At 70.6% G+C, this 23336-nt stretch carries 21 protein-coding genes and 5 pseudogenes; 17 read left to right on the forward strand and 9 right to left on the reverse strand.

Annotated features, from left to right (window positions below; all coding sequences use genetic code 11):
• Nucleotides 1-429: 429 nt before the first annotated feature.
• From ACZ5GT_RS19120 to ACZ5GT_RS19130, 3 genes are read right to left on the reverse strand one after another with little or no spacing between them, the layout of a single operon-like run.
• Nucleotides 430-1038 (reverse strand): HD domain-containing protein, encoded by a 609-nt coding sequence (locus ACZ5GT_RS19120; RefSeq protein WP_469025049.1) that lies wholly within the window; start codon nt 1036-1038, stop codon nt 430-432.
• On the reverse strand, nt 1035-1184 hold the full coding sequence (locus tag ACZ5GT_RS19125; RefSeq protein ID WP_469025056.1) for a hypothetical protein: 150 nt from the start codon (nt 1182-1184) through the stop codon (nt 1035-1037). The genes ACZ5GT_RS19120 and ACZ5GT_RS19125 overlap by 4 nt, the downstream gene beginning before the upstream one ends.
• A gap of 58 nt (nt 1185-1242) precedes the next feature.
• Entirely contained in the window at nt 1243-4095 is a 2853-nt protein-coding gene (locus ACZ5GT_RS19130) for a type 1 periplasmic-binding domain-containing protein (protein WP_469025061.1), read from the reverse strand.
• A 272-nt stretch (nt 4096-4367) separates the two neighbouring features.
• On the opposite strand from ACZ5GT_RS19130, the gene ACZ5GT_RS19135 reads away from it, so the two are divergent.
• The 4 genes from ACZ5GT_RS19135 (at nt 4368) to ACZ5GT_RS19150 (ending at nt 6637) form a co-directional block, all read left to right on the forward strand.
• A complete protein-coding gene (locus ACZ5GT_RS19135; RefSeq protein ID WP_469025083.1) occupies nt 4368-4910 on the forward strand; it encodes a hypothetical protein in 543 nt (180 codons plus the stop codon).
• 135 nt (nt 4911-5045) lie between these two features.
• A complete protein-coding gene (locus ACZ5GT_RS19140; RefSeq protein ID WP_469025086.1) occupies nt 5046-5696 on the forward strand; it encodes a hypothetical protein in 651 nt (216 codons plus the stop codon).
• Nucleotides 5697-5763: 67 nt separating this feature from the next.
• Nucleotides 5764-6306 carry a hypothetical protein gene (locus tag ACZ5GT_RS19145; RefSeq protein ID WP_469025089.1) on the forward strand — a complete coding sequence of 181 codons (543 nt, stop codon included), beginning with the start codon at nt 5764-5766 and terminating at the stop codon, nt 6304-6306.
• Between the two features lie 112 nt (nt 6307-6418).
• On the forward strand, nt 6419-6637 hold the full coding sequence (locus tag ACZ5GT_RS19150; protein WP_469025092.1) for a hypothetical protein: 219 nt from the start codon (nt 6419-6421) through the stop codon (nt 6635-6637).
• Here the strand turns inward: ACZ5GT_RS19150 and ACZ5GT_RS19155 are convergent.
• Nucleotides 6621-7187: pseudogene (locus ACZ5GT_RS19155) on the reverse strand (DUF5753 domain-containing protein); the annotation flags it as partial. The gene ACZ5GT_RS19150 and the pseudogene ACZ5GT_RS19155 overlap by 17 nt on opposite strands.
• Nucleotides 7188-7383: 196 nt before the next feature.
• Between ACZ5GT_RS19155 and ACZ5GT_RS19160 the strand changes: the two are divergent.
• From ACZ5GT_RS19160 to ACZ5GT_RS19185, 6 genes and pseudogenes are all read left to right on the forward strand, one after another.
• On the forward strand, nt 7384-8259 hold the full coding sequence (locus ACZ5GT_RS19160) for a hypothetical protein (protein WP_469025097.1): 876 nt from the start codon (nt 7384-7386) through the stop codon (nt 8257-8259).
• A 176-nt stretch (nt 8260-8435) separates the two neighbouring features.
• Nucleotides 8436-8591 carry a hypothetical protein gene (locus ACZ5GT_RS19165; RefSeq protein ID WP_469025100.1) on the forward strand — a complete coding sequence of 52 codons (156 nt, stop codon included), beginning with the start codon at nt 8436-8438 and terminating at the stop codon, nt 8589-8591.
• Nucleotides 8588-10023, forward strand: a pseudogene (locus ACZ5GT_RS19170) (tetratricopeptide repeat protein); the annotation flags it as partial. The gene ACZ5GT_RS19165 and the pseudogene ACZ5GT_RS19170, both read left to right, overlap by 4 nt.
• Nucleotides 10024-10434: 411 nt before the next feature.
• Complete coding sequence (locus ACZ5GT_RS19175) at nt 10435-10974, forward strand: AMIN-like domain-containing (lipo)protein (protein WP_469025105.1); 540 nt, start codon at nt 10435-10437, stop codon at nt 10972-10974.
• 92 nt (nt 10975-11066) lie between these two features.
• Nucleotides 11067-11258: pseudogene (locus tag ACZ5GT_RS19180) on the forward strand (hypothetical protein); the annotation flags it as partial.
• 59 nt (nt 11259-11317) lie between these two features.
• A pseudogene (locus tag ACZ5GT_RS19185) lies at nt 11318-12100 on the forward strand (DEAD/DEAH box helicase); the annotation flags it as partial.
• A 125-nt stretch (nt 12101-12225) separates the two neighbouring features.
• Here ACZ5GT_RS19185 and ACZ5GT_RS19190 read toward each other — a convergent pair.
• Both ACZ5GT_RS19190 and ACZ5GT_RS19195 read right to left on the reverse strand, forming a co-directional pair.
• Nucleotides 12226-12618 (reverse strand): SCO5389 family protein, encoded by a 393-nt coding sequence (locus ACZ5GT_RS19190; protein ID WP_469025109.1) that lies wholly within the window; start codon nt 12616-12618, stop codon nt 12226-12228.
• A gap of 62 nt (nt 12619-12680) precedes the next feature.
• Nucleotides 12681-13661: an ATP-binding protein gene (locus ACZ5GT_RS19195; protein ID WP_469025112.1), complete on the reverse strand. Its 981-nt coding sequence runs from the start codon at nt 13659-13661 to the stop codon at nt 12681-12683.
• Nucleotides 13662-13761: 100 nt separating this feature from the next.
• Here ACZ5GT_RS19195 and ACZ5GT_RS19200 point away from each other — a divergent pair, with 100 nt between their 5' ends.
• Nucleotides 13762-14379: a TOPRIM nucleotidyl transferase/hydrolase domain-containing protein gene (locus tag ACZ5GT_RS19200; RefSeq protein WP_469025117.1), complete on the forward strand. Its 618-nt coding sequence runs from the start codon at nt 13762-13764 to the stop codon at nt 14377-14379.
• A 14-nt stretch (nt 14380-14393) separates the two neighbouring features.
• On the opposite strand, the gene ACZ5GT_RS19205 is transcribed toward ACZ5GT_RS19200, so the two are convergent.
• Nucleotides 14394-15164, reverse strand: coding sequence for a CDP-alcohol phosphatidyltransferase family protein (locus ACZ5GT_RS19205; RefSeq protein ID WP_469025122.1), 771 nt, complete (start codon nt 15162-15164; stop codon nt 14394-14396).
• Between the two features lie 110 nt (nt 15165-15274).
• Between ACZ5GT_RS19205 and ACZ5GT_RS19210 the strand changes: the two genes are divergently transcribed.
• The 5 genes and pseudogenes from ACZ5GT_RS19210 to ACZ5GT_RS19230 all read left to right on the forward strand — a co-directional run.
• Nucleotides 15275-16258, forward strand: coding sequence for a zinc-dependent alcohol dehydrogenase (locus ACZ5GT_RS19210; protein WP_469025128.1), 984 nt, complete (start codon nt 15275-15277; stop codon nt 16256-16258).
• 183 nt (nt 16259-16441) lie between these two features.
• Complete coding sequence (locus ACZ5GT_RS19215) at nt 16442-16840, forward strand: 6-pyruvoyl trahydropterin synthase family protein (RefSeq protein WP_324787939.1); 399 nt, start codon at nt 16442-16444, stop codon at nt 16838-16840.
• 32 nt (nt 16841-16872) lie between these two features.
• Nucleotides 16873-18069 (forward strand): glycosyltransferase family 4 protein, encoded by a 1197-nt coding sequence (locus ACZ5GT_RS19220; protein WP_469025256.1) that lies wholly within the window; start codon nt 16873-16875, stop codon nt 18067-18069.
• Nucleotides 18066-19262: a class I SAM-dependent methyltransferase gene (locus tag ACZ5GT_RS19225; protein ID WP_469025132.1), complete on the forward strand. Its 1197-nt coding sequence runs from the start codon at nt 18066-18068 to the stop codon at nt 19260-19262. Before ACZ5GT_RS19220 ends, ACZ5GT_RS19225 begins: the two co-directional genes overlap by 4 nt.
• A 332-nt stretch (nt 19263-19594) precedes the next feature.
• Nucleotides 19595-20335, forward strand: a pseudogene (locus ACZ5GT_RS19230) (lysylphosphatidylglycerol synthase domain-containing protein); the annotation flags it as partial.
• 143 nt (nt 20336-20478) lie between these two features.
• Here ACZ5GT_RS19230 and ACZ5GT_RS19235 read toward each other — a convergent pair.
• A complete protein-coding gene (locus tag ACZ5GT_RS19235; protein ID WP_469025135.1) occupies nt 20479-21243 on the reverse strand; it encodes a creatininase family protein in 765 nt (254 codons plus the stop codon).
• 38 nt (nt 21244-21281) lie between these two features.
• Here ACZ5GT_RS19235 and ribA point away from each other — a divergent pair, with 38 nt between their 5' ends.
• A complete protein-coding gene (ribA, locus tag ACZ5GT_RS19240; protein WP_469025138.1) occupies nt 21282-21941 on the forward strand; it encodes a GTP cyclohydrolase II in 660 nt (219 codons plus the stop codon).
• Nucleotides 21942-22092: 151 nt separating this feature from the next.
• On the opposite strand, the gene ACZ5GT_RS19245 is transcribed toward ribA, so the two are convergent.
• A complete protein-coding gene (locus tag ACZ5GT_RS19245; RefSeq protein ID WP_469025141.1) occupies nt 22093-23322 on the reverse strand; it encodes a serine hydrolase domain-containing protein in 1230 nt (409 codons plus the stop codon).
• Nucleotides 23323-23336: the final 14 nt, after the last annotated feature.

The following is a 23336-nucleotide window of genomic DNA, read 5'->3' on the forward strand; positions in this document are numbered from 1 at the left end:
CCGCAGGAGCACGTCGTGGCCATCGCGGAGCTCGATGACACGGCAGCGGCGGAACTCGGCCCCTTGCTGCGCGACACCGCACGTGTCGTGGAGACGTTGTGCCGGCCCGAGCAGACCTACGTCTGCATGTGGTCGCACGGCCGCGACGCGCGCAAGCACCTGCACATCGCGGTCCAGCCGGTGACCGCCGAGGTGCGGGCCCGCTACGGCGGGCTGCGCTCAGAGCAGCTCCAGGCCCGGATGCTCGCGGACGGTGACGACCCGGACATCACGGAGGTCGAGCAGTTTCTGCGAGCGGGCTCGCGAGCTGTTCCGGGCGATCACCGACAGCGGTGCCGCAGACGGCAGTTGACGGCCGGTGCCGCGCCGACGTCACGACGCAGTCGGGCGCTGGCCCCTCTCCGAAGTGCGACCGGAGACGAGCAGCCGTCACGGGCCGACGGAGGACGCGACACTGCCCGGCGGTACCGGCCGCGAGAGGTCCGGGTCGCCGAACCGCGTGCGCAGGGACTGGAACGCGGTGACCTTGTCCTCGCCGAAGCGGCGGACATGGACGGCGTACTCGTCGGGGGAGAGGAACACCGACGGCCTGGACTTGGTGTGGAACTTGTCCGCGTACATCACCAGCCGCTCCTCCTCCGTCACCGCCAGGTAGTCGGCGGGAGGCAGCGGAAGGTTCTGGCTCAGAACGTCGTGCCGGGTGAGGCCGACGCCGGTGTGGTGGGAGCAGAACCGGCGCAGCGGCTCGGGGAAGCCCTCCTGTTCCAGGATCTCGTGGCCGAGCAGTCCGTGCCGGATGTAGTTCGCGTGGTCCAGCCGCCCGTCGTCGCCGTAGAGGCGGTAGACGCCGATGTCGTGCAGGAGGCAGCCGGCGCGGACCAGCTCGGCGTCGAGGTGGCGCAGGTGCGGGGCGGACAGGAGCTGCTCGGCGACGCTCCAGACGATCTCGCAGTGCGTGTGGACGAGGGCGAACGCCTCGGCGGTCGGCGCGTACTTCTCGTGCAGCGCACGGATCTCGTCGGCTCCCGGAATGCTCATCCGGCGAGCGTAACAACGGCGCGTCCGGCGGGGCCGCGGGCGTGGGCCCATGCGGGCAGGGCGGTCAGCGCTCCGACTGCCGGCAGGATGACGAGCGCGGCGGCGAGCAGCCACCGTCCCGGGGGCGTGATCTGTGTGGGTGACACCGTGGTACGGAGGACCCGATGCTGACACCGAGGACAGATCTCGCGCGGCCGGGTCCGGTCAGCCGATGGAGCATTCCTTCACGCTGAGCGGCTTGGTGCTGCCGGCCGTTCTGCTGCACAGGACTTCCGACTCCGAGAGGCCCTGCGGCGTTCTTCGGACCCGCTTGAGCACGATGCTGTGACCGTGCCGTTCGCCGTACAGCGGTGCGTGGGTGAAGTCGATCGTCCCGGTGGCCATCCCCAGAAGCTTCACGCCCCTGAGGTTGACCCAGGTCGCCGCGCGGCTCTGGGGCACGTCGTCGCGGCTGGCCGCCGAGTACAGCGCGCGTGTCGCGTCGTGGGCGAGGGCCGTCTGGCCGCTGGCGAAGTCGGCGCTGTCGTAGCGGACCTGTTTGCCCTTCAGCCACGGCAGGTACTGGACGGCCTCCTCGTAGAAGGCAGTCCCGGACGAGGCCACCTTCAGCTCGGCCAGCGCTGCGTGGTACAGGGTGATCCGCGCGGCCACGCCGTCGAGGCGGCCCGTGCCGGAGAACCTGGCCTTGCTCAGATCGTCGCCGGTGAGGATGGAGATCTCCCGGTTCGCGCAGCCCGGTACGGTGTTCATCTGGGTCATCAGCGTTCCGATGTCCTCGACCCGGCCGGCGAAGTAGATCACCGACGGGACGTGCTCGCCCCGGCAGATGCTCTCCGCACGCAGCGACAGCTCGGGCTTGCCGTTCGCCACCTCGTACCGCTGCTCGGGCAGCAGCCGGAAGTCCTCCCGCTTCAGCATCTGTCCACCGTAGGTGGCCTGTTCGTCGGTGTAGCGGTCCTGCGACTGCTTGGTGTTGCGGGCCAGCACCAGCGCGTACGGGTTCTTGGTCCGGGCGCGCAGTTGTCGGACGACGAGACCGAGTGCCTTGGCCTGGTCCTCGTCCGGAGCCGCGAGGCTGAACCAGTTGGAGTACTTCTTCGGCAGGTAGGTCGCCGAGTTGGTGCCGGAGACGATCGGCAGCCCCACCGCGTGCAGGCGGCGCGTGACGTCGGTGCTGCTCTGCAGGTCGCGCCCGAAGCCGACGACGCCGACGACGGTCGGGTCGTGGTCGGCGTACCGGGCGATCGCGTCCGCCGTCACGGGCTGCTGGTCCATGTCCACGCCACCGTTGGCGAGCAGCACCCGGAGCTTGACGGTGAAGGTCTCGTTGACCACGCGCTGGGCGAGGTACACGCCGGTCAGTTCCTCGGCGCCCTTGACCAGCGAGGAGTCCGCGGCCGAGGAGCTCAGGGGGCCCGCGTACACCACGGTGACGTACTTGCCGGGGTGCTGCAGCACGTCGGCGTTCTCGGCGCGCACCAGATCCTCCAGCTCGCGCAACCGCTGCCCCTGCCCGCCGGCTCCGCCCTGGAGGTACGTGCCGAACCGGAGGTCTCCGGTGGCTATGCCGACGCACTCCGTGCCGCCGCCGGACGCGGGCCGCCGTACGGTGTCGCGGTTGGCGCTCAGCATCCCCGCCGAGCAGTACGTGTGGTGCATGTCGCGGGCGTGCACGACACCCGCGCTGACGGCGAGGACGAGGACGAGCAGCAGACTGTACGACGACCACACCACGCGGACGAGAGGTGGCCGGTGTCTGGCCCGGACGCACCGCCAGTCCGACTGCCGCAGCTCCACCAGTTCGTCGCCGGGCAGCGGCACCCTGAGCACCCAGGGCAGTGCGTTCGTCCGGCTCGGCGACTGGTCGGCCCGGAGATTCCCGGCCCATTCGTCGAACCAGTGCCGCAACCGCTGCTGCAGACGCCCGGGCTGGGGCGGCGGCTCCGGCCGGTTGGCCGGCGGTTCGCCGTCCGGGCCGCGGTCCAGCAGCGCCGCCTCGTCCGCCGCCACGCCCGCCACGATCAGCAGCGGGTCCAGCTCACTGCGCCGGCTGCGGACGTCGCTGACCGCCCTGATCAGTTCGACGCCGCCGTTCTCCTGGCTTATCCGGCGCAGGAACAGCACCGGCGGACGCGTCCGCTTGAAGCCCCGCAAGTCCCAGCTGCGGCGCCGGTGGTTGTCCCGTAAGTCCTCGAACAGCGCCAGCACGTAGAGCTGGAGCGGGAACGGGCCGCCCTCCCGCATCGCCTCGGCCACGTCGTAGGCGCGGGCCGCGATGGCCCTCCAGGAGCGGACGGGCCGCAGCAGCCGCACGCTGGTCGACTGGCGGCGGGCGGCGGACTGGAGGAACGTCGTGGTCAGGAACCACCGGCTCTCCCTGCGCAGCCACAGGAAGAGCGGAGCGCGCCCCGGGACGTGGTTCAGGACGGCGAGCAGGATCATCAGCCCGATGCCCGCGAGGGCGGCGACGTACCACTCGGGGCGGGTGAGCAGCGCGGTGAACGCGCCCAGGATGCCCATGGGCAGGAACTGCTGCACGTCGGTGATCAGCATCTGCCGGTTCCGGCGCGGGGGCCTGCGCGGCCGCCAGCGCTGCCGGGCCAGGATGCGCAACAGCTGGGTCTGGGCCAGCTCCCGCTGCGTGCTGCCGTCCGGTGTGCCGTCGGGTGCGGTCGGCCAGTGCTCGCGCATCTCCGGGTCGTCGGTGGCCTCCTGGAGGGCGCGGACCAGGTTGAGACGGGGGAAGGTGTAGGGCCGGTAGGTGGCGGACCGGTCGCCCCACTTCCTGGAGTCCCCGAGGTCCCACAGGAGCCGCATCGCCCTTGCCGTGGGGCCGGCGTCGTTCCCCGGCTGCGGCTCGGTCGGGGCGACGGCCAGGCGGGTCCCGTGGGACTGCTGTCCTTCGCGCAGTTCCTCGAGGAGTTCGCTGACGCGCTCGTCGTCGGCCGGGTCCTCGGCGTGCAGCACGATGACCGGCATCATCGGATCGCCGGCGCGGAAGTCCTGGATCAGCGACTCGAGTTGTCGCTGCACATCGATACCGGCTTCGGTCGACATGCCCGGGTGACCGCCCGGACAGCCCTGAAGTAAGCCGCGATCACGGCCGTGCATGGACACCCCCCGTTGTCTGAAGACACACGTGTCACAAGCGCCTTGCGAGGATAGCTCCTGCCGACGACAACCGCTTCTGATTGAACGTCGGTCCATCAAGACCGTGCCGTCACGCGATCGGGTGATGCTTCGCGTAACGGGCACGGGCCGGTGCCGTCGCCCGTTTGATCCGGCGACGGGGGCTTCCCGCCCCTTCCCGCCGAGCCGAGGAAGCACACATGAGCCTGCATTTCCGCCGCAATCCCGACGGCACGACGACCGGACGCAACGACGCCAACGGCTTCACCGTGACGCACGCCGAAGAAGAGGAGGTCAAGCGGCAGCTGTACGAAGACGCCGGGTGGGAGTACACACCTCCACCGCCCCCGGTGCCGCCCGGCTTCCACCGGTTCGCGCTGGTGCACGACGAGTTGGCGTCGGGAGGGGATGCGGACGAGCGGTACGCGGGTCTGCGGGCGAGTCCACCCCAGGGCTGCGTACCGGACGACGGGGACGGCTTCACCCTGCGGTGCGAGCGGCCCGGGAAGACGCTTCTCGACGCGATCGTCGGCACGGTGGCGGAGGTCCGCCGCGAGCACGGACTGGTGATGAACAGCCTGGGAGTCGAGAAGCCCGAGGAGTGGTACGACGCCGACACGAAGAACGGCTGCGCGGCGGAGGCCGTCGCCCACCTGATGCTGATGTGCGCCCACCGAGCCCGCCTGCTCGGCTACGGACGCAAGGACCTGGTCCGACTGCTCGACGCGACGGGTATCGAGTAAGTCGGCGCACGACTTGCATGGAGTCGCGGCTACTCATGTTCTCGAGAGAGGCAGCTCGCCATGATGGCCGACACTGGAAGGGTATTCCAGGACTCTTCGCCTCACGGTGCTCGGCAGCTCGAAGGTTGATCAATCATGGGTAATCTGAAAACGGTCGAGAGGGCGATGCCCCCGGGTGCTTTTCTCGATTTTCGGAATGCTGTCCACGAGGCAACCGAGTCGATGGATGTAGGTAAGCTGTATCACTTCGCTTTCTGGCACGATCTCGATGCGAATCCCACCAATTACGTCGAGCAGGTGGCCATTGATCTCTTCGACTACCTGCCGACTGAGGTGAAGAAGGAAGTCGTAGGCTTCGAATGGTGGCTGGGCCGACTTGAATTCCCGTACCATGCGAATTTTCCGTTCAAAGCGCACCAGGATGTCGGGACGAACCCGGTCACACTGGACAGGGAACATCCCTCGATCAGTTCCGTCTATTACCTGACCACAAACAAAGACGGACCGCTCGTCGTGTTCAATGGGCAGCCCGATATCGAGGCGAAGGATTGGGAGGCTTACTTCCCTGCGGAGAATTCTTTCGTCATGTTCGCCGGAAACCTGTGGCATACGGTTTCGAGTCGAGAGGAGATTGAGGAGGTTATGGGGGAACCAGCGGCGCAACCTTCACAGAGTCGCCTGAGCGTTCAGTTCAACTGGTGGAAGTACCGACCGAAGGTCGGAGAGGGGGCGGGAGTGTCCAAGAACTATCGTGGTGAAATATTCCCTGAGCTTCGGATTCAGTGAGGTTTTCTCGGCGGAAATCATCTTATTCTGTTGAGGTCGAACTCATCAGCCTTGTACGGTCGCTGTCATGGTGATCCCGATCGTGTTCGACATGGAAACCAGCGACCCCGACGACGTCTTCACACTCTGCGTTCTCGCGACGCACCCATGGGCACGGCTGGTGGGCGTGACGGTGATGCCCGGCTCGGACGAGCAGGTAGGCATCGTCAGACACATCCTCGGACGCCTTGGCGTAACCGTGCCGGTCGGCGCTTACCGGCCAGGCAGGGACATGAAGGTGGTGTCGGGCTTCCACTGGAAATGGCTTGGGAAGGTGCCTTCCGGGGAGCCCGATGCCGAAGCCTCGCAGCTCCTTCTGAACGCGTTCGCAGTAGAGGGCGCGACACTGCTCACGGGGGCGCCGCTGAAGAATCCCGGCGCGCTTTTGGAGGCGAAGCCCGACATCCACATCACTCGTTGGGTGGCGCAGGGCGGCTTTGCAGGCGACTCTGTGGTTCCCCCCGAACACCGTCTCCCCAAGTTCGAGGGCCGTGAGACGTGTCCGACCGTTCAACTTCAATGGTGCTCCCGCAGCCGCGCTGAAGCTGTTGGAGTCTCCGCACGTTCGTGAGCGGATCCTCGTCTCGAAAAACGTCTGTCACGGTGTTGTCTACGACGCCGAGATGCACGCCGTGCTGTCCGCTCGTCGACTCACTCCAGGCGTGGCACTCGTCCGAGAGGGCATGGAGGTCTACCTGGCCAAGCGTGGTGCCGGCAAGGCCTTCCACGATCCACTCGCCGCGGCCGTCGCGCTCGACGAATCCGTCTGTGCGTTCCGTGAGGTCGAGGTCTATCGCGAGCGCGGTGCATGGGGAGCGCGTCTTGCGGCAAACACCCGAACGCGGATCTCCGTATCTGTCGACCGCACAAGGTTTCTCGACGTCCTCACCGCCACCGAGTGAGAACCCGGCAGCCCGGGGTGCTGTGACGGCGAGGCCGAACGGGCCGGTGCTCACGAGCGCAGCTGTGCCTAGCGGTCTTGCCGACGTTGTGGGCGTCGGCCCCGTACACCGCCGACTCGTTGAGGGTCTTCCAGACCTTCTTGTACAGGGCGATGTTGTCGGCGTCGTCCAGCCACAGTTCGGCGTGCCAGTCCTCGGCGACGACCAACCGGTCGTCGAGCACCCAGGAGCCGTTGGCAGGCACGATCTTGATAGCCCCAGTGAAGGGGATGACGCCCAGCTCGACCGTGTCCATACCGATCATGCCGTTGAGGCGGTCGAGTTGGCTCGCCAGCACCGAGGACGGGCAGATCAGCGACCGCAACGCACCCTCCCACATCAACACGTGCAGCTTGCGGCCGGACCGGTACAGCCATTCCTGGCGCTGCACCCGGGAGCGGACGACTGCCTCGATGTCGCCGGCTCCGCCCAGCAGCTCCGCGTACCGCTGGACGACGTGGCGGGCGTACTCCGGGGTTTGCAGCAGTCCGGCGATCACCGACTCTTCCCAGGGTTGCGAAAGCGGCTCAGCCGGGGAGTCAGTAGCCCGGCCGGCCAGAGCAGACGCATCTCTGCCTGCAGAGATCGGGTGACGATCGGCATCGTGATGAGGGCCCGGCCTGTACGCCACCCGCGATCACATAACGAGGCGTCAACAGAGTTCAGCATGCGCCCCTTGGAAGACGGATCTACTGTAGGTTCCTGCCATGAAGCAGGGTAAAGGGGTCGAGAACCCCGAGTCGCGTTTCTCCGCGGTGCTGCTGGCGGCAGCGAAGCTTCCGGGTGTGCGTATCCACAGGGAGGCGTACCTCCGGAGTGCGCTGGCTCGCCACTGTTCCGAGGACGACATCCGACGAGCGATAGAAGAGACCCCCGCTGCGGCGGGCATCGCTTCCGAGGTGCTCGACAAGGTAGCCAACGATTCGATCCGCTACGAGACCGCCAAGGTCAGCGCTCTCTCCGCCGCTGCCGGCATACCCGGCATCCTCGCCCTTCCTGCCACCGTGCCTGCCGACGTGGCCCAGTACTTCGGTCACATGGTGTGTATCGCGCAAAAACTCGCGTACCTCTACAGTTGGCCCGATCTGTTCTCCGACGAGGGCGATGATGTCGATGACGCGACCATGGGGGTGCTCACGCTGTTCTTCGGCGTGATGTTCGGCACCCAGTCGGCGAACACCGCCGTGGGCAAGGTTGCCGGGATGATGTCGAAGCAGGTCGCCAAGAAGCTGCCTCAGAAGGCACTTACCCAGGGTGTCGTCTACCCGATAGTGAAAAAGGTCGCGGCATACCTCGGCGTCCAGATGACAAAGCAGTCCTTTGCGACGGGGGTCTCGAAAGCCATCCCGCTCATCGGGGCCGTCGTCTCCGGAGGGCTCACCTTTGCGACCTACCTTCCGATGTCCCGGAGGCTCAAGAAGCACCTCTCCGGCCTGCCACTGGCGGAACCGTCACACCGAGTGATGGATGGGGAAGTCGTGGACGGCGAAGTCGTGGAAGACGACGGGCTTTTCGTCACAGCACACGCTGAACAGCACGGCGCGGGCACCGCTGTCGTCAAGCTGGAGGAATCCCAGTCCTGACACCGCGAGTGCCCTCCTGACCCCCGAAGGAGCGGATTATGCGACGGGCGTTCTCGTCATCGTCGCCGGGGGCTGTGATCTGTTGGCATAAGGGTTCGCTCGTCACCCCGCATCGCTGATCGATCGCTCGCTGAAACGGTTGGCGCCTGCCGCATTCCCGTCGTGGTTCCTGATCGTTGCCCGGCCTGCCGCCGCCGGGGGAACTGCGCGCACTGCTGGCCGAACTCCATCCCGACGGCAGTGCTGCCCGGTGGGTCACGCAGCACGCCACCGCGTCCGGTCAGGGCCGGGTCTACCAGGCGGGACGAGACCAGCACATCGCCGAGCGATGACAGGCGGAATGGACGGTCACGCCGAGGACCGAGGGCGTGTCTACCAGGCGTCAGGCGACCAGCACATCAACGAACACCACCATTACGGCGGCGACATCACCGGCCCGAGCGGCCCGGACTCGGTACGCCGCCCGGCGGTCGGCCGGCCTCCCCGGTCGTGCTGCGCGACCGAGGTGATGGAACGCCTGCGGGCAAGCGTCGAAGCGGGGCGCGACGACGTCTATGTGCTCTGCGGCATGGACGGCTGCGGCGAGACAGCGGTCGCCTGTGACTTCTTCCAGGTGGCCACCGGCGAGTACGGCCGAGTGGGACTGTGGGTCAACGCCTCCGACCGGGCGAGCCTGCGCGCCGGCATGCTGGCCGTCGCGGCCGACTGTGGAGCGGACGACGGTGAACTGCTGGCCGCAGGCAACGGCTCCCGTCCCGCGGCCGATCTCGTCTGGCAGTACCTTGACCGATCCGCCGAGCACTGGCTGCTGGTCCTCGACAACGCCGACGAGCCGGAGATCCTGCGGGACGGCAGTTGGCTGCGCACCAGCCCGCGCGGCACCGTCGTGGTGACCACCCGCCGGGCAGCCGCTCGCTGGTGGCCAGGGGCCGAACTCCAGCACATCGGCGTACTGCCACGGGAGGACGCCGCGCTCATGCTGTGCGATCTCGCCCCGCACAGCGGTACGGCGGAGCAGGCGGCGCGGATCGCGGACCGGCTCGGGCGGCTGCCGCTCGCCCTCACCCTGGCAGGCGGCTTCCTCTCCCACCAGGTGCTCGACCCCTGGACGATGGATGCCTACGGGCATCATCTCGACGAAGACGGACGAGTCCAGCTCATCGACCGAGGCGCGGAGGCCTTGTCGGAGGCGGACCCGCGGCACCTGGTCGGCCTGACCTGGCAGTTGACACTCGACACGTTCGAGGCGCGCGGGCTGCCCGAAGCGGCGGCACTGCTCAGGCTGCTGGCCCGGATCGCTCCGGAGCCACTGCCGCTGTCCCTGCTCAACCGCGCCGACATCAGCGGCGTCCTTCCCCGGGCCCGTACCGAAACAGCTCTGAGGGCCCTGCTCGACCAGTCGCTCACGGAAGTGGTCGATGTCGGCGTGCGCTGCGTGCAGAGCCACGGAGTGCTGCTCGACAGCGTCGCGGCGGCGACCCCCGCGGAACGGACGCCCGCCCTCGATACGACGGCCGTCCGGCTGCTCGACGCGGCCATTCCCGGCGTGACCGACGCGGGCCCCACGATCCGCTGCTGCGACTGCTGGTACCTCATGCGCTCGCACTGCTGCGGCGCGTCGGCGAGTCGCCAGCTCCGGCCGATGCCCTGGCCGTCGCCACACGGCTGTTGGTCTCCCTGCACCGCACCGGCGACTACCTCTCCGCCTGGGAGACCTCCCGGACCGCGGCAGACCTCGGACAGCGACTGCTCGGCGCGGATCACCACGCACGGCGTGAACGCGGCCTGCCCGAGCACCCCTTCACGGTCGCGAGCCGCCGACTGCTCGACGAGTACCGGTCAGGCCGATGGCACCCGCCGCGACCGCCCGGCGGATTGACGGCGGGATGCGTGAGGTGCGTTGTGGATCGCGCTCACGTGGGCCGGGTTCGCCACGGCCGACGCGCAGGTCCTCGACGCGCCTCAGCCCGGGTGCATCGGAACGCTCCTCGTTCGGGTGGTCGCTCCGTGACGGGCCTCGGCACCGGGTGGCGTACGGAAGGCTGTGCTCTGAAGGAGCAGCTGATGCTGCAAGGGGCTCCTGTGCCGTAATGGGCTGTTCCGTCACGCACAACCTTCCCGAAGGCCGCTGGTCTGAACAGACACACACCTGCACGAGCTACTGGGGGGTAAGTCATGCGACGGTTAGGTACTGCACTGGCCACGATGATGCTGGCGGGTGGCGGCCTGCTGGCTGGCACAGTTCCGGCGGTGGCAGCGCCCACGGCGGCGGACTGTGCCGTGACGTGGGGAAGCCTGGACAAGACCGGTGACTCTGTCGCCTCCAGACGACTGACCGACGTGAGGACGGGGCAGCACGAGTGTTTCGACCGTCTGGTCTTCGACGCCGAGGGCACGTCGGCCGACCCGATCGGCTACACCGTCCGCTATGTCGACGTACTGCACCAGGACCCGAGCGGCACCGTCGTTCCGATCGAGGGCGGAGCCGTTCTGGAGATCTCGTTGTTCTCCCCGCGCTATGACGGGGAGGCCGGAGAGCCCTACCCGCCGCTTCCGTCCGTCGACGTCGCCGGGTACCGGACCTTCCGGGAGTTCAAGTTCACCGGTGGGTCCGAGGGCTACACCCAGGCCGGACTGGGCGTCCGGGCCCGGCTGCCGTTCCGGGTCTTCCAGACGGCCAACCATCTTGTCGTGGACGTGGCTCACACCTGGTGATCCCGTACGGCCGGGGGTGCGTTTCCTCGGACGTGCCCCCACCGCACCAAACGCGGCACGATGAGGACCGGTGGGCGCGGCGGCGCCGTGTGAAGCTCGTCGGGGACGTCCTCGACCGCGTGGATCAGTTCGACGACTTCGACCCCCGGCAGTACTACCGGCTGACGGTCGTCGGTAACGAACTCACCCACGTGGAAAGGAATTTGGCCGCCGCGGTCACCGGCACCGCTTCCTCGACCTCCGGCTCGACCGCCTCCGCCGACGGCATCGATCTGGAACTGTGATGGCGGACGCCGTGAGCCCGGCTGAGAAGGGTGAGGGCGAGGAAGGAACCGACGTACTGGAAGGGCCCGAGGCGGAACGCCGCTTCGGCAAGCGGCACTTCATCGAACTCACCGCGTCCTTCACCGCGCCGCCGCAGTTCACCGTCCTGTCCGGGCGCACGGAGATCGGCCGCACCGATCCGAGCGTGCTCACCGAGGAACGGCCCGGTCCCAGGCGGCTGTTGCTCGGCGGACGGAGCTGGCAGGTCACATACATCGACTGGCTGCGCAAACGCGTCTTCGTCGAGCCCGCCGACGGCGGCGGTATCGCCAAGTGGATGAACGGCGGCGTCGTCGGACTGTCGTATGCCCTGACGCGTGCCATGCGCGAGGTGCTGCTGGGCGCGGACCCACCCGTCTCCCTCACCCGGCGTGCGGTGGCGTGCCTGGCCGAGCAGCGCGACACGGACGCACCGGACACCGTGCACCCGGGCGGCACGCTGGTGACCCGCGTCGGCAGCGACGTGCGCTGGTGGACGTGGGCCGGCTATCGCGCCAACGCCACCCTTGCCGCCACACTGAGATCGGTCAGCGACCCTCTGCAGCGGCCGACCGACGGTTGGCTGCGGCTGCGGGAGGATCTCACCCCCGCCGAGTGGCGCGCGGCCCGCGCGGACGTCGGCGGGAACCTCGTCCTCCCCGACGTGGACGGCGGGGCCGTACGGGGGCTCACATTCTCCGCCGCGCTCCCGGAGCGCCTCGCCGTCGCGACGGTCGCGGCACGGCTGGCCGATTTCGACGCAGCACGGGCGGTGCTCGACGAATCCGTCCGGTTCCAGCAGGGGGCCCGAGGAGCCGGCTGACTGAGCCTGTGACGGCTTGGTGGATGAGCCGTCTGTCAACGCTTGCCTTGCGGCGGATGGCTCAGACGCGGGCGGCGTGCGGGGGCCGCGATCAGGTTTCGCTCGCGGCCCCCGCGTTCCCGGTCTCAGCAGTCCCTGAACTCCGGCGACTGGTTCAGGACCTGGGACCGGACCGAGGTGAAGCGGGCGTAGGTCTCCCCGTCCCGCGCCTCCGGGCGGAACGCCGCCACGCGGTGGCAGTTCTGGAAGGCCAGGGTCACGCCGAAGTGGCTTTCCAGGGCGCCGCGGATGGCGTCGCTGGCGAGGGCGCGCAGGAGCTGGCCGCGCTCCCGTTCCGACGGGGGCGGGGTCTGGTTGTCGGTGAACTCGGCGGTGCCGCCCTTGAGTTCGATGGCGAGGGAGCCGATGAGGTCGTACGCGTAGGGGAGGGACATGCGGACGGTGTCCACGAAGTCCTCCTCGCGAATGTCGCCCTGCTCGGCTTCGGCGAGGAGCTTCGGGGAGACGTCGAGAGACATGGGAAGGGTGTCCTGTCTGGTCGTCGGTGCGGTGATGTCGTGCGGTGGAGTCGTGCGGCCGGTCAGGCGGGTGCTGCGGGGCCCGGGACGAAGTCCGGGTCCACCTGGTGGGCCAGGTCCAGGCCGGTCGCCTTGTCCGCCCATGCGCGGGCGTTGCGCAGGTGGAAGTCGACGGCGTGGCGGTGCAGGGCTTGCCAGTCCCGGACGTGGGAGTCGACGGTCTCCCGAAGGACGTCCAGGGCGTGGCGGTTGTGCGGTTCCAGGGTGTCCAGGGCCGCCAGGGGCTCAAGGGAGTCCGAGTCGCCGTGTCCGCGGCCCTGTTCGGCGGCGCGTACCCAGGGGGAGTGGACCAGGTACGTCAGCAGGTCGTCGCCGACCTGCTCCTTGAGGAAGAGGAGGTCGTCCTCGCCGGTCACCTTGTTGCCGACGACGGCGATCCGGATCCCGAACTCCTCTGCGTGGTCCCGGTACTGGCGGTAGACCGAGACCCCCTTGCGGGTCGGTTCGGCCACCAGGAAGGTGAGGTCGAAGCGGGTGAACAGGCCCGACGCGAAGGCGTCCGCGCCGGCCGTCATGTCGACGACGACGTACTCGCCGGGACCGTCGACCAGGTGACCGAGGTAGAGCTCCACCGCGCCGAGCTTGGAGTGGTAGCAGGCCACTCCCAGGTCGCTGTCGTCGAACTCGCCCGTCACCATCAGCGGTACGCCGCCCGCGCGGCGCACGTGCCGCGCGTGCAGCTCGTCGTCGCCGAGCGGGCGCAGGAGACGGGAGCCGCGTCCGGGTGGGGTGGTCTTGATCATCGACTCGGCGGACGGGACGCGGGGGTTCGTACCGCGTAACAGGTTCTTGATCTCGGTCAGGTGGGCGCCCAGGGGCGGTGCGTCCACTGGTCCGTCGTGGCCCAGCGCCTCGGCGAGGTGCTGGTTGATGTCGCCGTCGACGGCGAGCACGGGTGCGCCGGATCGGGCCAAGTGCCGTGTGAAGAGGGCCGACAGGGTCGTCTTGCCGCTGCCGCCCTTGCCGACGAACGCGATCCGCACTACCGCTCCGTCGTCGTTTTGAAAATGAATGTCATGTCGCTAGGTTTAGGGGGTGCCGAACGGCGCTGTCAAATCACTCGCGGAGGTGCAGACTCGCGGCATGGTGGAGATGCGGGCGTTCCGGGACGCCGTCTGTGGCTGGGCGGCCAGCGGGCCCGCGGGGCCGGCGCAGGAGCTGGCCGTGCGGCTCGGGGTGCGGACCGCGGTGCTGCTGGAGGGGCTGAGCGACCTGGCCGCCGTCGAGGCGTTGGCCGCCGGGCGGGGGCGTGACCTTGCCGCCGAGGGGGTCTGCGTCGTACCGATGGGCGGGGCGATGAACGTCGGCCGCTACGCCGGTCTCCTCGGGCCGCCCGGCCTCGGCCTGCGCCTCGCGGGACTGTGCGACGAGCGCGAGCAGGGCTTCTACGACCGTGGCCTGGAGCGGGCACGAGCGCCGCGCCAGGGCTTCTTCGTGTGCGTGGCGGACCTGGAGGACGAGCTCATCCGCGCGCTGGGCACGGGCGGGGTCGAGGAGGTCGTCCGGGCCGAGGGGGACCTCCGTGCCTGGCAGACCTTCTTGCACCAGCCCGCACAGCAAGGCCGGTCCCGGCGGCAGCAGTTGCGGCGCTTCCTCGGCACCAAGAAGGGCCGCAAGATCCGTTACGGCCGCCTCCTCGTTGAGGCGCTCGACCCGGGACAAGTGCCGGCGCCGCTGGGCCGGCTCCTCGCGAGTCTGTGACGAGCCGCCGTACTTCAGCGGGCCGCCAGTTCGAATTCCTCGCGGCTCACCACGGCGCTCCCCTGCGGGACCGCCCGGGACGTCCGCCACAGCCATGCCACGTCGCGGCCGAAGGACCACACCAGCAGGGCCAGCGCCGTCGCCACGACGCCGAAGGAGGCGAGGAACGGGAGCAGGTCCGAGGCGGCGAGGAGGAGGAACACGCCCTGGACCGCGGCGACCGTCTTGCGGGCGGTGCTCGGGGGCAGCGGGGCGGTGAGCCAGGGCCACACGCGGGCCGCGGCGACGAAGACGTAGCGCATGCCGCCGATCAGCAGGACCCAGGGGCCCATGGACATGGAGACGTACACGCTGAGCACCAGGATCAGGAACGCGTCGACCTCCATGTCGAAGCGGGCGCCGAGCGGGGTCGAGGTGCCGGTGGCGCGGGCGACCTTGCCGTCGACGCCGTCGAGGATCAGGGCGACGGCCGTCAGGCCGACGAAGACCGTGACCGGCGGGGAGCTCTCGAAGGAGTCCGCGACGATGGCCGTCACGCCGCCGACCAGGATGGAACGGCCGAGGGTGACCCGGTTGGCCGGGCCGAAGGAGGCCGGGCGGGTCCGGTGCAGCGCCCGGGAGAGCACCGCCCAGGTGGCGACGGCGAAGGCGAGGCCGGTCAACCAGCCCGCCGGCCCCATGCCGATCGCCGTGCCGAGCAAGGCCAGCAACAGGACCTGCACGCCCGCTCCCACAGCGGTCTCCTGCTGGACCGGCCTCGCGTCGTAAGTGTTGTTCAGGGCCACCGCACATCCTCCGGCCATATGACAGAGTCGATCAACGCCGCGTACTGTGCGCGGCCTGTGCACACCTCGGTTTACGTGAACAACTTGCCGATCGTTCAGGAGGACGCTCGATGGGACGCAACGCACGCGCCTTCTGGCTCAGCCGTCCGGGTGCAGGCGAGATCCGGGAGGTGGAGCTGCCGGAGCCCGGCGAGGGCGAGGTGCTGGTGCGCGCGCTCTACTCCGGGGTGAGCCGCGGCACGGAGACGCTCGTCTTCCGCGGGGGCGTCCCCGAGAACCAGCACGCGGCCATGCGCGCGCCGTTCCAGGAGGGCGACTTCCCCGCCCCCGTGAAGTACGGCTACCTCAGCGTCGGCGTCGTGGAGCAGGGGCCCGCCGAGCTGACCGGCCGGACCGTCTTCTGCCTCTACCCGCACCAGACGCGGTACGTCGTCCCGGCCGGCGCCGTCACGGTCGTACCGGACACCGTGCCCGCCGGGCGGGCCGTGCTCGCCGGCACCGTCGAGACCGCCGTCAACGCGCTGTGGGACGCCGCGCCCCTGGTCGGCGACCGGATCGCCGTCGTCGGCGGCGGCATGGTGGGCTGCTCGGTCGCCGCCCTGCTCGCCCGCTTCCCGGGCGTGCGCGTGCAACTGGTCGACGCCGACCCGGCCCGCGCCGAGACCGCCGACGCCCTCGGCGTCGGCTTCGCGCTGCCCGGGGACGCCCTCGGCGACTGCGACCTCGTGGTGCACGCCAGCGCCACCGAGCGCGGCCTCGCCCGCAGCCTGGAACTCCTCGCCGCCGAGGGCACCGTCGTCGAACTGAGCTGGTACGGCGACCGGCGCGTCAGCCTCCCGCTCGGCGAGGCCTTCCACTCCCGGCGCCTGACCATCCGCTCCAGCCAGGTCGGCACCGTCTCCCCGGCCCGCGCGAACCGCTCCTACGGCGACCGGCTCGCCCTCGCCCTCGACCTGCTCGCCGACCCGGCCCTGGACGCCCTCGTCACCGGGGAGAGCCACTTCGAGGAGCTGCCCGAGGTGATGCCCGGTCTGGCCTCCGGGCAGATCCCCGCGCTGTGTCACCGGGTGCGCTACGGCGACCCCGTCGTCTGACCGTCCCGTTCGTTCGATCCGGTGGATCCGGTGGATCCGGTGGATCCGCCACGACACGGCCGCCTGACCTGAGAAAAGAGTGAGAGGCGGCTGAACGCGGGGAAGTCGTGAGCCGTAGTACTCGGTATCCCCGGGCAGCAATCAGCCAGGGGACCCGACGCGCCGCACCTGGAGGGTCGTCCGTTGTTCAGTGTCACCGTCCGCGATCACATCATGATCGCCCACAGCTTCCGTGGCGAGGTCTTCGGACCGGCGCAGCGCCTGCACGGAGCGACGTTCCTCGTGGACGCCACCTTCCGGCGCGAGCAGTTGGACGACGACAACATCGTCGTCGACATCGGGCTGGCCACCCAGGAACTCGGTGCCGTCGTCAGCGAGCTGAACTACCGCAACCTCGACGACGAGCCCGACTTCGCCGGCGTCAACACCTCCACGGAGTTCCTGGCCAAGGTCATCGCCGACCGGCTCGCCGAGCGCATCCACAAGGGCGCCCTCGGCGAGGGCGCCAAGGGCATCGCGGGGATCGCCGTCACCCTGCACGAGTCGCACGTCGCCTGGGCGAGTTACGAGCGTGCGCTGTGACCGACACGACCATCCGCCACTCGGACACCACCATCCGCCACTCGGACACAGCCGTCCATCGAACGGACCGGGCGCGGCTCGACTACGTGCCCGTGCAGCACTCCGCCGTCAAGAACGCCGAGATCATCCCCATGTCCCTGCGCTCCGTGCACTTCGTCATGCCGGGCGGCGTCGACGACCCCGCCGCGCCGAGCGGCGGCAACGCCTACGACCGGCGCGTCAGCCTGGACCTGCCCGGCTTCGGCTGGCAGGTGCACAAGCACGCCGTGAGCGGTGGCTGGCCCCGCCCCGACGCCGCCGCCCGTGCCGAACTCGCCCGAGTGCTGCGCGAGTTGCCGGACGGCTCGGTCGTCCTGCTGGACGGCCTGGTCGCCTGCGGCGTCCCCGAGATCGTCGTCCCCGAGACGGAACGGCTGCGGCTCGCCGTCCTCGTGCACCTCCCGCTCGGCGACGAGACGGGCCTGGAACCGGCGGCGGCCGCCGAACTGGACGCCCGGGAACGGGCGGTCCTGCGGGCGGTGCCGGCCGTCGTCGCCACCAGCGACTGGGCGGTCCGCCGCCTCGTCTCCCACCACGGCCTCGCCCCCGAGCGGGTGCACGTCGCCGCACCCGGCGCCGACATCGCGCCCCTCGCGTCCGGCACCGACGGCGTCTCCCAGCTGCTGTGCGTCGCCGCGGTGACGCCCCGCAAGGGCCAGCACCGGCTGGTGGAGGCGCTCGCCGCGGCGGCCGACCTGCCGTGGAGCTGCGTGTGCGTCGGCGGACTCGGCCAGGACCCGGAGTACGTCACCGGGCTGCGGGCGCTGATCCGCCGGCACGGCCTCGAGGACCGCATCCACCTCGCGGGGCCGCGGTCCGGCGCCGCACTCGACGCCAGCTACGCCGCCGCCGACCTGATGGTCCTCACCTCCTACGCGGAGACGTACGGCATGGCGGTGACCGAGGCCCTCGCCCGCGGCATCCCGGTGCTCGCGACCGACGTCGGCGGCCTGCCCGAGGCGGTCGGCCGCGCCCCCGACGGCGGGGTGCCCGGCATCCTCGTCCCGCCGGAGGACCCGGCCGCGCTCGCCGCCGAACTGCGCGGCTGGTTCGGCGAGGCCGACGTGCGGCGCCGGCTGAAGGCCGCCGCCCGTGGCCGGCGGGCGGCGCTGAACGGCTGGGCGACCACGGCCCGCAGCCTCGCCGGAGTGCTGGGCAAGCTGCCGAACGAACCCAGGAGGGCGGCATGAACAGGACGGCACAGGCGAGCGGGACGATCCCGGCCCAGCCGGGGCCGAGGGGCGCCGAGGGCGCGCGGACGGCGGCCCGCTTGACGGACGCCGACGGGAGGGAGGGCGCCGTGATCTCCGACGAGGGTGCCGTGATCCCGGGCGAGGACTCCGTCGTTCGCGGCGAGGACTCCCTCCTTCCCGGTGAGGACTCCGTCCTTCCCGACGTGGGGTCCGTTCTTCCCGGCGGGGGTTCCGTCGTTCCCGGTGGGGATGCCGTCGTGCGCGGCGAGGACTCCGTGATCCCCGGCGCCGGGCCCACCCTCAGGCCCGGCGAACGGGCCACCGTACGCCTGCGGGAGGACGGGGCGGAGGATGAGCCGCCGCGCTACGCGCCCGAGTGGCTCCAGTTGCGGGAGCCCGTCGACGCGGCCGCCCGCGCCCACGACCTGCTCGACCCGCTGCGCATCCGGCTCGCCAACCTGCCGGGGCGATCCGGGCTGATCGTCCACGACGTCGGGTGCGGCACCGGCTCGATGGGCCGCTGGCTCGCCCCCCACCTGGACGGCGCGCAGCACTGGATCCTGCACGACCGCGACCCCTACCTCCTGCACTTCGCGGCCGTCACCGGACCGCGTTCCGCCGCCGACGGCAGCCGCGTCACCGTGGAGGCGCGGCGCGGCGACGTCGCCCGGCTCACCCCGGACGCCCTCGCCGGCGCGGCGCTGGTGACGGCCTCCGCGCTGCTGGACGTGCTCAACCGCGAGGAGGTCGAGGCGCTGGCCGCCGCCTGCACCGGGGCGGGCTGCGCGGCGCTGCTCACGCTGTCCGTCGCCGGACGCGTCGAACTCACCCCGTCCGATCCGCTGGACCAGGAGATCACCGAGGCGTTCAACGCCCACCAGCGCCGGGGCGGACTGCTGGGACCCGACGCGGTCACGGCGGCGGCCGAGGCGTTCTCCGAGCGCGGGGCGACGGTACGCATCCACCCGAGCCCGTGGCGGCTCGGCCCCGGCGAGGCCGCGCTGACGGCCCAGTGGCTGCGCGGCTGGGTCGGCGCGGCCGTCGAACAGCGCCCCGAGCTGCAGCCGCGCGCGGAACGGTACCTGCGTGAGCGGCTGGCCGCCTGCGACGCCGGTGAACTGCAGGTCGTCGTCCACCACAGCGACCTGCTGGCCCTGTCCCGGCCGACGGCGGGCGGTGCGCTGGCGTGAGTGTGGAGACGGTGACAGCGACGGCGACCGCTACGGGAACGATGGCGGTGACGGTGCGGGGGGCCGCACCAGGCGGGGCCGGGGCGGCCGCCCCGGCCGTCGTACGGACCGCTGAGTGCCCGGCCGAAGTCGCCCTGGCCCCGGACCTTGCCGAGTCCGAGTCCGAGTCCGAGTCCGAGTCCGGGTTCGAGTACGGGTCCGGGGCTGGGCCCGAGTCCGGGTCCGAGGCCACGACCGCTCCGCGGGTGGGGCGTTGGCGGGCCCTGCTCGCGTCGCGTGCCGTGCGGACGCACTTCGGGACCGTCGCCGGGGTCGCGATCCTGGCCGTGCTGATGTGGCGGCTGGGCACCGGTGTGTTCCTGGACGGGCTGCGGCGGATCGACGCGACGACGCTGCTCGCGGCGCTCGGCATCGGTCTGGTCACCACCGTGCTCAGCGCCTGGCGTTGGGCGCTGGTTGCCCGGGGACTGCGGATCCGGCTGCCGTTCGGCGCGGCCGTCGCCGACTACTACCGTGCCCTGTTCCTGAACGCGGCGCTGCCCGGCGGCGTCCTCGGCGACGTACACCGGGCCGTGCGGCACGGGCGGAGCGAAGGCGACCTGGGCCGCGGCGTGCGGACCGTCGTGCTGGAACGCGCCGCCGGACAGGCGGCGCTGGCCGTCGTCGGCGCGGCCGTGCTGCTGACCCTGCCGTCCCCGGTGCTCGGCGAGGCCCGCCACTTCGCGCCGCTCGCCGCCCTCGCCGCCGCGGGCGCGCTCGCCGTCGCCGTGGCGCTGCGGATGAACGGCACGTCCTCCCGCCGGGGACGTGTCCTGCGCGCCACCCTCGCCGAGGCGCGCGAGGCGCTGCTGTCGCGCCGCAACGGGCCGGGCGTCGTGGTCTCGTCCGTGCTCGTCCTGGCCGGTCACGTCGCGATGTTCGTGCTGTCCGCGCGGGTCGCCGGCGCCGCGGCGTCCGTCGCCGTCCTGCTGCCCCTCGCGGTGCTCGCGCTGCTCGCCATGGGACTGCCCCTGAACGTGGGCGGCTTCGGCCCCCGCGAGGGCGTCACCGCCTGGGCGTTCGGGGCCGCCGGCCTCGGCGCGAGCAGCGGCCTGGCGGTCGCCGTCGTCTACGGGGTGCTGAGCTTCGTCGCCGGCCTGCCGGGAGCCGTCGTCCTCGTCGTCCGCTGGTACGAGGGCCTGCGCGCGGCTTCCGCGGCGGCGGCCGACCGGGAAGACTATGCGGACCCGTCCCGCGAGGTGAGCAGTGAGAAATACGCGCCGAAGGATTCCACCAGGCTCGCCAGCAGCTCCTTGCCCTTTTCCGCGGAACCCAGGGAAGGGCGTCCGATGACGCCCGAATCGGTATAGCCGGACATACCGAGGGTGAGCAGATGACGCCGGTCGTCCGCGACGAAGTCGGCACTCTCGTAACCGGGTCGGACCATTTCGGGGTGAGCGTGCAGAAGAATGGAGGTCTCGATTTCTCCCGCGTGCATGTCGGTGAGCGGCGAGGTGACCACCCCCGCGCGCAGCAGGGCCGTCTCCCAGTCCTCCACGGCCGGGAAGAGCGCCATCCGCTCGCCGCGGGCGGAGGATTCCTGGACCACGTTGCCCAGTACGTAGTTGCCGCCGTGCCCGTTGACCACCACCAGGGCGTCCACGCCGGAGCGGCGCAGCGAGTCGGCGATGTCCCGCACCACCGCGTGCAGGGTCACGGCGGAGATGCTGACGGTCCCCGGCCAGCCCGCGTGCTCGTGCGAGCAGGAGATCGTCACCGGAGGAAGGAGGTGCACCGGGTACGCCGCGGCGATCTCCCGGGCCACGGCACAGGCGACGAGTGTGTCCGTCGCCAACGGAAGGAACGGACCGTGCTGTTCGAAGCTGCCGACCGGAAGGACGGCCACCTGCGTTGAGACACCCGCACCTCTGGTCCGTACCTCCTCCGTAGTGTCCGTCGGCACCAGACCGTACGCCGCCGTACGCGCGCCCGAACCATCCATTCCCTCACGGCCTTTCGTCTCTGTTTAGGAATCAGATCATGACAGAAAAAATCGGGGTACTCGGCAAGAAGCCGGCGCAGCGCACGGGTGTGGAGCGGATCGTGAATGCCCCCTTGCCCACCGTGTACGGGGAATTCCGCGCGGTCGGCTACCTGGACCACGACCGCGGTGACGAGCAAGTGGCCCTCGTGTACGGGGAGATCGGCGCCGAGCGCGTGCTGACCCGCCTGCACTCCGAGTGCCTCACCGGTGACGCGTTCGGCTCGCAGCACTGCGAGTGCGGCGACCAGCTGGCGTCCGCGCTGCGTGCCGTCGTCGCCGAAGGCAGTGGCGTCGTCGTGTACTTGAGAGGCCACGAGGGGCGCGGCATCGGGCTGCTGGCCAAGCTGCGGGCGATGGCGCTGCAGGCGGAGGGCCTGGACACCGTCGAGGCCAACCTGGCGCTCGGGCTGCCGGTGGACGCGCGCGACTACGGCGTCGCCGCGGGGATCCTGCACGACCTCGGCGTGAACTCGGTACGGCTGATGTCCAACAACCCGCGCAAGCGGGAGGCGTTGACGCGGCACGGCATCGAGGTGGCAGAGACGGTGCCGCTGCTGATCCCGCCGTGCGAGAGCAACATCACCTACCTGCGCACGAAGCGGGAGCGGCTGGACCACCACCTGCCGCACCTGGACGCGGTGGCACACCTCCGGTAGGGGCCCGGCGACCGGCGGGGTGGTCCGCGGCTCCGCTCCGGGCCGGCCGGCTGCGGCGTCTCACCCGCCGGCTCCTGGGTGTCGGCCCCGGACTGCTTCCGCCTCGCCTGCCGTGAACTCGGTGTCGGCACTCCTGGCGGGGAGGGCGGTCTCAGCCGGTGACGGCCTCGTGCACCAGCCGCTTGAGCTCGGGGAAGAACGCGTTGGACGATTTCGGCCGCAGCTGCGTGTAGAACTGCACCGTCAGGTCGCGGCCGGGGTCCACCCAGAACGTCGTCGTCGCGACCCCGCTCCAGCCGTAGGTGCCCAGTGCGGTGGGCGCCGCGGTGCGGGCCGGGTCGACGACCACGGAGACGCCGAGGCCGAAACCCACACCGTCGTTGCCGGGCACGTCGTGGACGGGGTGGCTGCCGAAAGAGCGCAGGTCGGCGCCGCCGGGCAGGTGATTGCGGGTCATCAGGTCCACCGACTCGGGCGCTAGCAGGCGGACGCCGTCGAGTTCGCCGCGGCGGCGCAGCAGCTCCATGAAACGGTGCCAGTCGTAGGCGGAGGCCACCATGCCGCCGCTGCCGGACAGCAGACGGGGCCGCCCGCGCAGCGGCAGCCCCGGGATCGGCTCGATGCCGCCGTCGCCGGTGTCGCCGTACAACTCCGCGAGCCTGGGCGCCTGTTCCTCCGGGACGTGGAACCCGGCGTCGGCCATGCCGAGCGGGCCGAAGATCCGCTCGGCGAAGAACGCGTCGAGCGGCTGACCGGACACCACCTCGATGACCCTGCCGAGCACGTTGCTGGCGACGGAGTAGTTCCACTGGGTGCCCGGATCGAACTGCAGCGGCAGGCTCGCGTACACGTCGACCGTGCGGGCGAGGTCCGTGCCCGGCACCACCGAGGACTCCAGCCCGGCCGCGCGGTAGAGGGCGTCGACGGGGTGGGCGTGGTAGAAGCCGAAGGTCAGGCCGGCGGTGTGGGTCATCAGGTGCCGGATCCGTATCGGTCCGGCGGCCGGGCGGGTGCGGACGTCGGCGCCCGTGCCGCTCACGTGGACATGGGGGTCGGTGAAGGCCGGGAGGTACCGGGCTACCGGGTCGTCCAGTGACAGCCGGCCCTCTTCGGTGAGGATCAGCGCGGCGACCGCGGTGACCGGCTTGGTCATGGAGTAGATCCGCCACAGTGTGTCGGTCTCGACGGGCAGCCCGGCCGCGATGTCGCGCCGGCCGTGCGCGGTGAGGTGGGCGACCCGGCCGCCGCGGGCCACGGCCACCAGGAAGCCGGGCAGGCGTCCTTCGTCGACGTGGCGGGCGAAGTGCTGGTCGAGCCGGTCGAGCGCCTTCGCGTCCAGCCCCGCCTCGCCCGGATCGACCTCTTGTCGCAAGTGTCCCATCGCTCTCCTCCGAT

Source organism: Streptomyces sp. NPDC031340 (assembly GCF_055569945.1).

What these genes read in the sequence shown, in the direction of transcription:
- ACZ5GT_RS19120 (WP_469025049.1), bottom strand. Translation starts at nt 1,038, where the DNA reads ATGAGCATTCCGGGAGCCGACGAGATCCGTGCGCTGCACGAGAAGTAC.
- ACZ5GT_RS19130 (WP_469025061.1), bottom strand. Translation starts at nt 4,095, where the DNA reads ATGTCGACCGAAGCCGGTATCGATGTGCAGCGACAACTCGAGTCGCTG.
- ACZ5GT_RS19135 (WP_469025083.1), top strand. Translation starts at nt 4,368, where the DNA reads ATGAGCCTGCATTTCCGCCGCAATCCCGACGGCACGACGACCGGACGC.
- ACZ5GT_RS19140 (WP_469025086.1), top strand. Translation starts at nt 5,046, where the DNA reads ATGGGTAATCTGAAAACGGTCGAGAGGGCGATGCCCCCGGGTGCTTTT.
- ACZ5GT_RS19145 (WP_469025089.1), top strand. Translation starts at nt 5,764, where the DNA reads ATGGTGATCCCGATCGTGTTCGACATGGAAACCAGCGACCCCGACGAC.
- ACZ5GT_RS19150 (WP_469025092.1), top strand. Translation starts at nt 6,419, where the DNA reads ATGGAGGTCTACCTGGCCAAGCGTGGTGCCGGCAAGGCCTTCCACGAT.
- ACZ5GT_RS19160 (WP_469025097.1), top strand. Translation starts at nt 7,384, where the DNA reads ATGAAGCAGGGTAAAGGGGTCGAGAACCCCGAGTCGCGTTTCTCCGCG.
- ACZ5GT_RS19175 (WP_469025105.1), top strand. Translation starts at nt 10,435, where the DNA reads ATGCGACGGTTAGGTACTGCACTGGCCACGATGATGCTGGCGGGTGGC.
- ACZ5GT_RS19190 (WP_469025109.1), bottom strand. Translation starts at nt 12,618, where the DNA reads ATGTCTCTCGACGTCTCCCCGAAGCTCCTCGCCGAAGCCGAGCAGGGC.
- ACZ5GT_RS19200 (WP_469025117.1), top strand. Translation starts at nt 13,762, where the DNA reads ATGGTGGAGATGCGGGCGTTCCGGGACGCCGTCTGTGGCTGGGCGGCC.
- ACZ5GT_RS19210 (WP_469025128.1), top strand. Translation starts at nt 15,275, where the DNA reads ATGGGACGCAACGCACGCGCCTTCTGGCTCAGCCGTCCGGGTGCAGGC.
- ACZ5GT_RS19225 (WP_469025132.1), top strand. Translation starts at nt 18,066, where the DNA reads ATGAACAGGACGGCACAGGCGAGCGGGACGATCCCGGCCCAGCCGGGG.
- ACZ5GT_RS19235 (WP_469025135.1), bottom strand. Translation starts at nt 21,243, where the DNA reads ATGGATGGTTCGGGCGCGCGTACGGCGGCGTACGGTCTGGTGCCGACG.
- ribA (WP_469025138.1), top strand. Translation starts at nt 21,282, where the DNA reads ATGACAGAAAAAATCGGGGTACTCGGCAAGAAGCCGGCGCAGCGCACG.
- ACZ5GT_RS19245 (WP_469025141.1), bottom strand. Translation starts at nt 23,322, where the DNA reads ATGGGACACTTGCGACAAGAGGTCGATCCGGGCGAGGCGGGGCTGGAC.